Origin of the sequence: Limnofasciculus baicalensis BBK-W-15, assembly GCF_024178385.1 — a bacterium.
GTDB lineage: Bacteria > Cyanobacteriota > Cyanobacteriia > Cyanobacteriales > Coleofasciculaceae > Limnofasciculus > Limnofasciculus baicalensis.
The window spans coordinates 1-7,789 of record NZ_JAMZMM010000297.1; the positions used below are offsets into that span (position 1 = coordinate 1).

6 protein-coding genes are annotated in these 7,789 nt (G+C 43.5%); 4 read left to right on the forward strand and 2 right to left on the reverse strand.

All coding sequences use genetic code 11. The annotated features are described in order from the left end of the window. The first annotated feature begins 304 nt into the window (after window positions 1–304). Both NJ959_RS22395 and NJ959_RS22400 read left to right on the forward strand, forming a co-directional pair. Window positions 305–1,237: a UDP-glucuronic acid decarboxylase family protein gene (locus NJ959_RS22395; protein ID WP_254013961.1), complete on the forward strand. Its 933-nt coding sequence runs from the start codon at window positions 305–307 to the stop codon at window positions 1,235–1,237. Between the two features lie 112 nt (window positions 1,238–1,349). Beyond that, window positions 1,350–2,741, forward strand: coding sequence for a UDP-glucose dehydrogenase family protein (locus NJ959_RS22400; protein WP_254013962.1), 1,392 nt, complete (start codon window positions 1,350–1,352; stop codon window positions 2,739–2,741). 300 nt (window positions 2,742–3,041) lie between these two features. Here NJ959_RS22400 and chrA read toward each other — a convergent pair whose 3' ends face one another. Then, window positions 3,042–4,232 (reverse strand): chromate efflux transporter, encoded by a 1,191-nt coding sequence (chrA, locus tag NJ959_RS22405; RefSeq protein ID WP_254013963.1) that lies wholly within the window; start codon window positions 4,230–4,232, stop codon window positions 3,042–3,044. Between the two features lie 965 nt (window positions 4,233–5,197). Between chrA and NJ959_RS22410 the strand changes: the two genes are divergently transcribed. After that, window positions 5,198–6,184 (forward strand): RNA polymerase sigma factor, RpoD/SigA family, encoded by a 987-nt coding sequence (locus NJ959_RS22410; protein WP_254013964.1) that lies wholly within the window; start codon window positions 5,198–5,200, stop codon window positions 6,182–6,184. A 271-nt stretch (window positions 6,185–6,455) separates the two neighbouring features. Next, window positions 6,456–7,403 (forward strand): NAD(P)H-dependent glycerol-3-phosphate dehydrogenase, encoded by a 948-nt coding sequence (locus NJ959_RS22415; RefSeq protein WP_254013965.1) that lies wholly within the window; start codon window positions 6,456–6,458, stop codon window positions 7,401–7,403. Between the two features lie 114 nt (window positions 7,404–7,517). Here NJ959_RS22415 and NJ959_RS22420 read toward each other — a convergent pair whose 3' ends face one another. After that, complete coding sequence (locus tag NJ959_RS22420; RefSeq protein ID WP_254013966.1) at window positions 7,518–7,769, reverse strand: helix-turn-helix domain-containing protein; 252 nt, start codon at window positions 7,767–7,769, stop codon at window positions 7,518–7,520. Between the last annotated feature and the right edge of the window lie 20 nt (window positions 7,770–7,789).

A 7,789-nucleotide genomic window follows, 5' to 3' on the forward strand; every position in this document is an offset into this window, starting at 1 on the left:
CTTACCAGCCTAAGTCAACCACTGACTACGTTATTTGAGTCACGACACCCTGGGAGCCGTAGCTAGTCCCATCCTCTGTCGTTTGCAAACAGTTTTAAGGTCACTGAAACAGTGCTGCAAGCCCAACAAGCTCTGATAACATTGGCAAAGCTAACTTTACCCAGCAATGGGCAGGAGACAAACATCTCTCCAACGAGGGGCAACCATACCCCTCCACCCCGAACAGGGGTAGGCGGTTAAAACCGCTACCGCGTGTTCCTCTCCGGTCTCGCATACACGGAGTTTCCCACGACGAAGGTTTTTTATGAGAATTTTGGTTACGGGTGGTGCTGGTTTTATCGGTTCCCATCTGATCGATCGCTTAATGGCAGCCGGAAATGACGTTATTTGTCTGGATAACTTCTATACCGGGCACAAGCGCAATATCCTCAAATGGATGGGTAATCCATACTTTGAAGTGATTCGCCACGATATCACCGAACCGATTCGGTTAGAAGTAGACCAAATTTATCATTTGGCTTGTCCTGCTTCTCCTATACACTATCAATACAATCCTGTCAAGACTATTAAGACGAATGTCATGGGAACCCTAAATATGCTGGGGTTAGCCAAACGGGTGAAGGCAAGATTTTTCCTAGCATCTACGTCTGAAGTTTACGGCGATCCGGAGGTTCATCCTCAGCCGGAAGAGTACAGAGGGAATGTTAATCCGATTGGTCCTCGCTCCTGTTATGACGAAGGCAAGCGAGTAGCAGAAACCCTATCCTTTGATTACAAAATCCAAAATAATGTGGAAATTCGCGTGGCTCGAATTTTTAACACCTATGGACCTCGTATGTTAGAAAATGATGGTCGAGTGGTGAGTAATTTTATCGTCCAAGCTCTCAAAGGTGAATCATTGACGGTATACGGAGATGGTTCGCAAACTCGCAGCTTCTGCTATGTTTCCGATTTAGTAGAGGGATTCATCCGCCTGATGAATGGAGAGCATACCGGACCAATTAATTTGGGTAATCCTGGCGAGTATACAATCTTGCAATTAGCTCAAGCTGTTCAGCAGATGGTGAATCCAGATGCGGAAATTATCTTTAAACCTCTCCCTCAAGACGATCCGCGCCGTCGCCAACCGGATATTACCAAGGCGCGAACTTTCCTGGGCTGGGAACCAACCATTCCTTTGGCAGACGGGTTAAAACTGACTATAGAGGATTTTCGCGATCGCCTCACGCAGTCGTAGGTATTCGCTTCCTTCTGTCAAAAGGCTTATGTATTAACTCAGGGAGTCGCTAACAATCATAAAACAGCAAGATATCCCTGAGTCCTAAATTTTACTAGTGAGGATTTGTCCCATGCGTGTTTGTGTCATCGGTACTGGATATGTTGGTTTAGTAACAGGTGTCTGTCTAGCTCATATCGGACATCATGTTATCTGCATAGATAATAATGAAGAAAAAGTTAAATTAATGAAGGCTGGGCAGTCCCCCATTTACGAACCGGGACTCTCAGAATTGATGCAAGCCTCTCATCAAAGCGGCAATCTGGAGTTTAGTTCAGATTTAGCAGCAGGTGTTGCTCATGGCGAAATTCTGTTTATTGCCGTGGGAACCCCTCCTTTGCCCACAGGTGAAAGCGATACCCGCTACGTGGAAGCAGTCGCCAGGGGTATTGGTAGCCATCTGGATGGCGGTTACAAGGTAATTGTCAATAAGTCAACTGTACCCATCGGTTCCGGTGACTGGGTGCGGATGATTGTACTAGATGGTGTTGCAGAACGTCAAAAATCCCTAGTAACGGCTGAGGGAACTTCTGTTGAACAGGCAACGGCAGCCGCTGAGGTTAAATTTGATGTGGTTAGCAATCCGGAATTTTTGCGGGAAGGTTCGGCGATTTACGATACTTTTAACCCCGATCGCATTGTACTGGGAAGCAATAGCGAAAAAGCGATCGCAATGATGAAGGAACTTTACGATCCCATTGTCCAGCGTCAGGTGGCTGAGGATAAATCATTACCCCTGGTTCCCGTGGTGGTGACGGATATCAGCTCGGCTGAGATGGTAAAATACGCATCTAATTCTTTTTTGGCAACCAAAATTAGCTTTATTAATGAGATTGCTAATATTTGCGATCGCGTTGGGGCAGATGTCACTCAAGTTGCCCGAGGAATTGGTTTAGATTCTCGGATTGGTGGTAAGTTTTTGGAAGCGGGTATTGGTTGGGGAGGCTCATGTTTTCCTAAAGATGTTTCGGCATTAATTCATACGGCGGAAGACTATGGATTTGATGCTCAATTACTCAAAGCAGCAGTGAGTGTTAACCAGCGTCAGCGCTTAATTGCTGTGGAAAAACTCCAGCAAGAGTTGAAAATTCTTAAAGGCAAAACGGTGGGATTGCTCGGTTTAACCTTTAAGCCAGATACTGATGATATGCGGGATGCCCCAGCTCTTAATCTTATCGAACAACTGAGCCGATTGGGAGCTAAAGTTAAAGCTTATGACCCAATTATTTCTGCTAGTGGGATGAGTCATGGCATATCTAATGTGATTGTGGAGAGCGATCCAGAAAGATTGGCTGATGGTTGTGATGCTTTGGTTTTGGTGACAGATTGGGAACAATTCCGGAAGTTAGACTATAGCCAAATGGCAAGTTTAATGAATCATCCTGTTATGATTGACGGGCGGAATTTTCTCGATCGTAAAGTATTAGAAACTGCTGGATTCCGCTATGTAGGTATTGGTCGTTAGTTGTTGGTTATTTGTTGTTAGTTATTTGTTGTTAGTTATTGGTTATTTGTTGTTTGCCACAATGCCAAGAAACCCGGTTTCTCGAAGAAACCGGGTTTCTATATAGCAATCCTAAATGTTAAAACATGCGCAGGCAAGATGCCCTCGCTACGAGGGTTCTGGCTTAGATTTATTTACAACAACAAATAACAAATAACAAACAACAAACTTCCCTTTGTAGATTGCTCCCCCTTCCCTTAAAGGGAAGGGGGCTGGGGGGTTAGGTTTTTCAACTTGTTGAAACTGGCGCAAGTTATTAATTTAAACCAAAAAATAAAACACCCAACCCATTACAGCCCCACCCAAAACCAGGAAAGCAGAATTAATCGAAAAACGAATAGTAAAAATTAGAGCAATTACGGCAATTGAGGAAGCTAACAAATCAATCCTTTCTCCATTAATTAATGTATTTGTTGCTAGATTTAGAGTAACAACAGCCATCAACGCGATTGAACTAACATTCACAGAATCTAAAAAAGCTGATGTCCATTTAGATTCACGTAAGCGAGGAATTAGGGGATTAAGAAGGGCAACAAAGAGAAAAGAAGGTAGAAAAATAGCAATAGTTGCGACAATAGCTCCAGACCAACCCGCAATGAGGTAACCTATAAATGTAGAAGTAGAAAGTACCGGACCTGGTGTAAATTGACCAATTGCGATCGCATCAAGTAATTGTTGTTGAGTTAGCCAACCATTTTCCTGTACTAATCCTCCTTCCAAAAAGGCGACTAAGACATAGCCACTGCCAAATAAAACGCTACCAACTTTCAGAAAAAACCAACCCAGTTGCCATAAAGGTACTGAAGTTGTTGTGACTGTAGTTGCGGCTGAAGCTTTGAGGATAACACCAGTTGATATTCCTGCGATCGCAAAACTTGCTGTTTTGTCTGATGGGGGTTGCTCTCGATTGGATAAACGCAACCAAATCATCCCTAAAATACCACCTAGTAACAGGGATAAAATTTCATTTAGTCCAATTAATAATAAGGCAGCTACTCCCAAACCAACAAGCAGAAGTTTTTGGCTTTTAACCGCTTTCTTGCCCAAACGCCAAACTGCACCTAAAATAACAGCGATAACGGCTGGTTTGATACCATAAATAAATGGTGTAACTTGGGGTAATGTTCCGAATTGGACATAAATCCAGGCAAAAATAGCAGTAATTAAGACAGCAGGTAAAATAAAACAGACTCCGGCGGTAATAAGTCCAAGCCATCCCCCATAACTGTATCCCACATGGATTGCCATTTCAGTAGAATTGGGACCAGGAATAAGATTAGTCGCACCAATCAAATCCAGAAAATGCGATCGCGTTAGCCACCCACGCCGTTTCACCACCTCTTCTTCCATCATAGCGATGTGGGCGGCTGGACCGCCGAAGCCAATCGTACCTAATTTCAAAAATAATGTAGCGATTTCTACAATTTGATGTCGGCTGAAATCTCTTGACATAATCTTTGATTTGTCGGGAGGGGACTGGAATTTTTAAACAGCTTAGACAAATCCATAAACTTAACAGAAAAATTAAGATTTGATTGTACCACGTATTAAATTGGAGTGGGAACACCTTCCAGGGTGACAATCCGCCCAAAAAGTTGATGCCGCTTGGGTTCTAGCAAGGTGAGGTCAAAAAAGATGGAGACTTATTGACAGGTTTGTTGACAGTAGTTGACTGATTGAGAATGATAATCATCAGCCGAGGCAATGGATGGAGTAGGAGTGGCACTCCCATGAAACAGCCCTGTTGCAGGGAAGGGGGCTGGGGGGTTAGGTTTTTCGACTGGTTGAAAGGCGTGCAAGTCATCCTAGTAATTACTCTTTGGTTAAATTATCTTCCCCAGTATGGTAAAAAATAACCACTACTGTTATAATTGCGTTCTTATCATGCCACAATCAGTTCAGATGTACTGATTATAGAGATGCTAAGGAGGCTTGGGTGATTCGGGGAGGAGATCAGTCCACAAGTCAGTTCGGTTATCTCCCGTAGGGTGGGTTATCGAATTCAAGCTAATTGGGGAATGATTATAAGTAGGAGGATTGATGGATAGGACAGGATTATCAGGTCAGGATCGTATTGAACTTTTGTGTCTTTACCAACGTCTAAATTTGTACTAATATGAATGAAAGCAAACTCATACTGACTTTGAGTTAGCTCCCTTTCCCAGTCACGGCCGACTAAGCTGAGGAACGCCGCCAAACCAACGAAGAGAGATTTATCTCAGGAGGTAGCTTAAATTCATAAATATCGTTGGATCTCCTGCCGGATCTAAAAGCGGTAGGTAGTTCGTACATCTATATAAATAAGAGATGTATTTTACAAATTCGCGATAATAACCTCATGGTGAAATATTGCCATTGCTTTTGAGGTAAAAGTCCGCGACAGACTTACTGCTCGTTTACGGAGTCACCAGAGACAGATGCCTACAGCTAAAACCTTAAAAAAGACGACTAAGCCTATCTTCTCTGCGGATATGGTTCGTACCTATCTGCACGAGATTGGTCGCGTACCCCTGCTTACCCACGAGCAAGAAATTGTCTATGGCAAGCAAGTTCAGCAATTGATGACATTCTTGGAAGCAAAAGAAGCCCTGGCCCAAAAGCTAGAGCGGGAACCGACAACCCAAGAATGGGCAGAGGATCTTAATCTGGACGCGCCTACACTAGAAAAAATAATCAGCCAAGGAATGTGGGCCAAGCGCAAAATGATCGAAGCGAACCTGCGCTTGGTGGTGGCTATAGCCAAAAAATACCAGAAGCGGAATATGGAATTTCTGGATTTAATCCAGGAAGGAACCCTCGGCTTAGAAAGAGGAGTTGAGAAATTTGACCCAACACGGGGCTATAAATTTTCCACCTACGCTTACTGGTGGATTCGTCAGGCGATTACTCGTGCGATCGCTCAACAAGCCCGTGCCATTAGATTACCCATTCACATTACCGAAAAACTCAACAAAATTAAGAAGGTTCAACGAGAATTGTCTCAGAAATTGGGGCGAAATCCGACACCTGCTGAGATTGCCAAAGAGTTGGAGTTAGAGCCTGCCCAGATTCGGGAGTATTTGAGCATTGCGCGTCAACCTGTCTCTCTCGACGTGCGGGTAGGGGATAATCAAGACACTGAGCTGTCTGACTTGTTAGAAGATCATGGTCCAACGCCCGTCCATTTTACAACTCAGGAGGCGCTACGCCAAGATTTAGATAATCTTTTAGCAGAATTAAGTCCTCAGCAGCGGGAAGTTTTGGCACTCCGCTTTGGCTTAGAAGATGGGAATGAACTATCTCTGGCAAAAGTAGGTCAACGACTCAACCTGAGTCGGGAACGGGTGCGTCAGTTAGAACACCAAGCATTAGCCCATCTGCGCCGTCGCCATGGCAATGTGCGGGACTATATTATTGCTAGCTAATTCGGGAATGTGGAACTTAATCTTTTGAAACCCTTGTCAGAAAAGTGCCTGAAAACCCCGAAAGAATTGCTAATTGGAAAATTGTTAAGTGGTAGCTATAAATCTGTTGCCACTTATTTTTTTGTCGATATTATTTATTTGAAATATAGCAGTCGCCAAGGCGCTTAGTGCATTTTTGGTCACTTTGTCAGTGTATTTCGACTCTGATCAATGACTTAACCGCCCTGGCAGTTGCTATAGATAGAAAGAGGTGAATAGTTTGAGGGAAACAATGGATATTAATATAGAGGCAACAGACGTAGAAAAAACAACTATCGCCATTCTAGGGGCTGGTGCTTGGGGTTTAGCTTTGACCAATTTAGCCAAACGTAATGGTCATAAAGTGGTACTGTGGTCTCGCAGTGCAGCCCTAAGTCTGGAGGAGGCATTAGCTGATGTTGAGATGGTTGTTTCAGCTATTCCAATGATCGGAGTTACTGCTACAGCCGCTAAAATTAAAGCAATCGGTTTGCCCTCAGATACGATCTTAGTAACCGCCACTAAAGGATTAGATCCAGCTACAACTCGTACTCCCTCTCAAATTTGGCAAGCTAACTTTCCCAATAATCCAATTGTTGTCCTTTCCGGCCCCAATCTCTCTAAAGAAATTGAGCAAGGATTACCTACTGCAACAGTAGTCGCTAGTAGTGACATTAGTGCAGCACAGGCAGTACAGACGGTTTTCTCATCGGATCGCTTCCGTGTTTATACTAACACAGATCCACTGGGTACTGAGTTAGGTGGTACTCTGAAAAATGCGATCGCGATCGCAGTTGGGGTATGTGATGGCTTACAACTCGGTACTAATGCGAAATCGGCTCTAATTACTCGCGCTTTAATAGAAGTTATTCGCATTGGTACTCATTTGGGAGGAAAAACCGAAACCTTTTTTGGTTTATCTGGTTTGGGTGATATGTTAGCTACTTGTAGTAGTATGCTGAGTCGTAATTATCGCGTCGGTTATGGTTTAGCACAGGGCAAATCTTTGGTTGAGGTTTTGGCAGAATTACAGAGTACAGCGGAAGGGGTTAATACTACCAATGTCCTGATTGAGATTGCTAATCGCGAACAGATTTATGTGCCAATTTCCTGGCAAGTTTACCGCCTACTAAACAAGGAAATAACCCCGCAGGAGGCGGTAGAAGCCTTACTGGAACGGGACTTTAAGGCAGAAGATTAAGGTCTATGGGTTAGAGATTAGAGGGAATATTATAGCATTTTCCTAGTTGTTAATTGGGTAATAGCTTTACTCTTAAAATCCTCAAATCCTCAAATCCTGATTATCTAAATAATTTTAGCGAGATCCGATATTTTTCTTTAGTAAAGACTGCCCTCTTTCGCCCATGCGTCGTAGGTGTAATTCAATTTTATGAATTGCTAAGTCTGAGGGAGTAGTTAGCCCATTTTCCCAGCGGCTAATGGTGGGATAGCTAAATCCCAAGACATCGCCAAACTTTTGTTGGGTTAAACCAGTAGTCAGGCGGATTTCGCGAATCAGTTGACCAATTTCAGGTTGTTGAGTGACTAAATCAGTTTTAATTGCCATTTAATGGAAGAGTGTAATAA

Bases quoted from the DNA above. Each gene is read 5' to 3' on its own strand.
- NJ959_RS22395 (WP_254013961.1), top strand. From the start codon at position 305: ATGAGAATTTTGGTTACGGGTGGTGCTGGTTTTATCGGTTCCCATCTG.
- NJ959_RS22400 (WP_254013962.1), top strand. From the start codon at position 1,350: ATGCGTGTTTGTGTCATCGGTACTGGATATGTTGGTTTAGTAACAGGT.
- chrA (WP_254013963.1), bottom strand. From the start codon at position 4,232: ATGTCAAGAGATTTCAGCCGACATCAAATTGTAGAAATCGCTACATTA.
- NJ959_RS22410 (WP_254013964.1), top strand. From the start codon at position 5,198: ATGCCTACAGCTAAAACCTTAAAAAAGACGACTAAGCCTATCTTCTCT.
- NJ959_RS22415 (WP_254013965.1), top strand. From the start codon at position 6,456: ATGGATATTAATATAGAGGCAACAGACGTAGAAAAAACAACTATCGCC.
- NJ959_RS22420 (WP_254013966.1), bottom strand. From the start codon at position 7,769: ATGGCAATTAAAACTGATTTAGTCACTCAACAACCTGAAATTGGTCAA.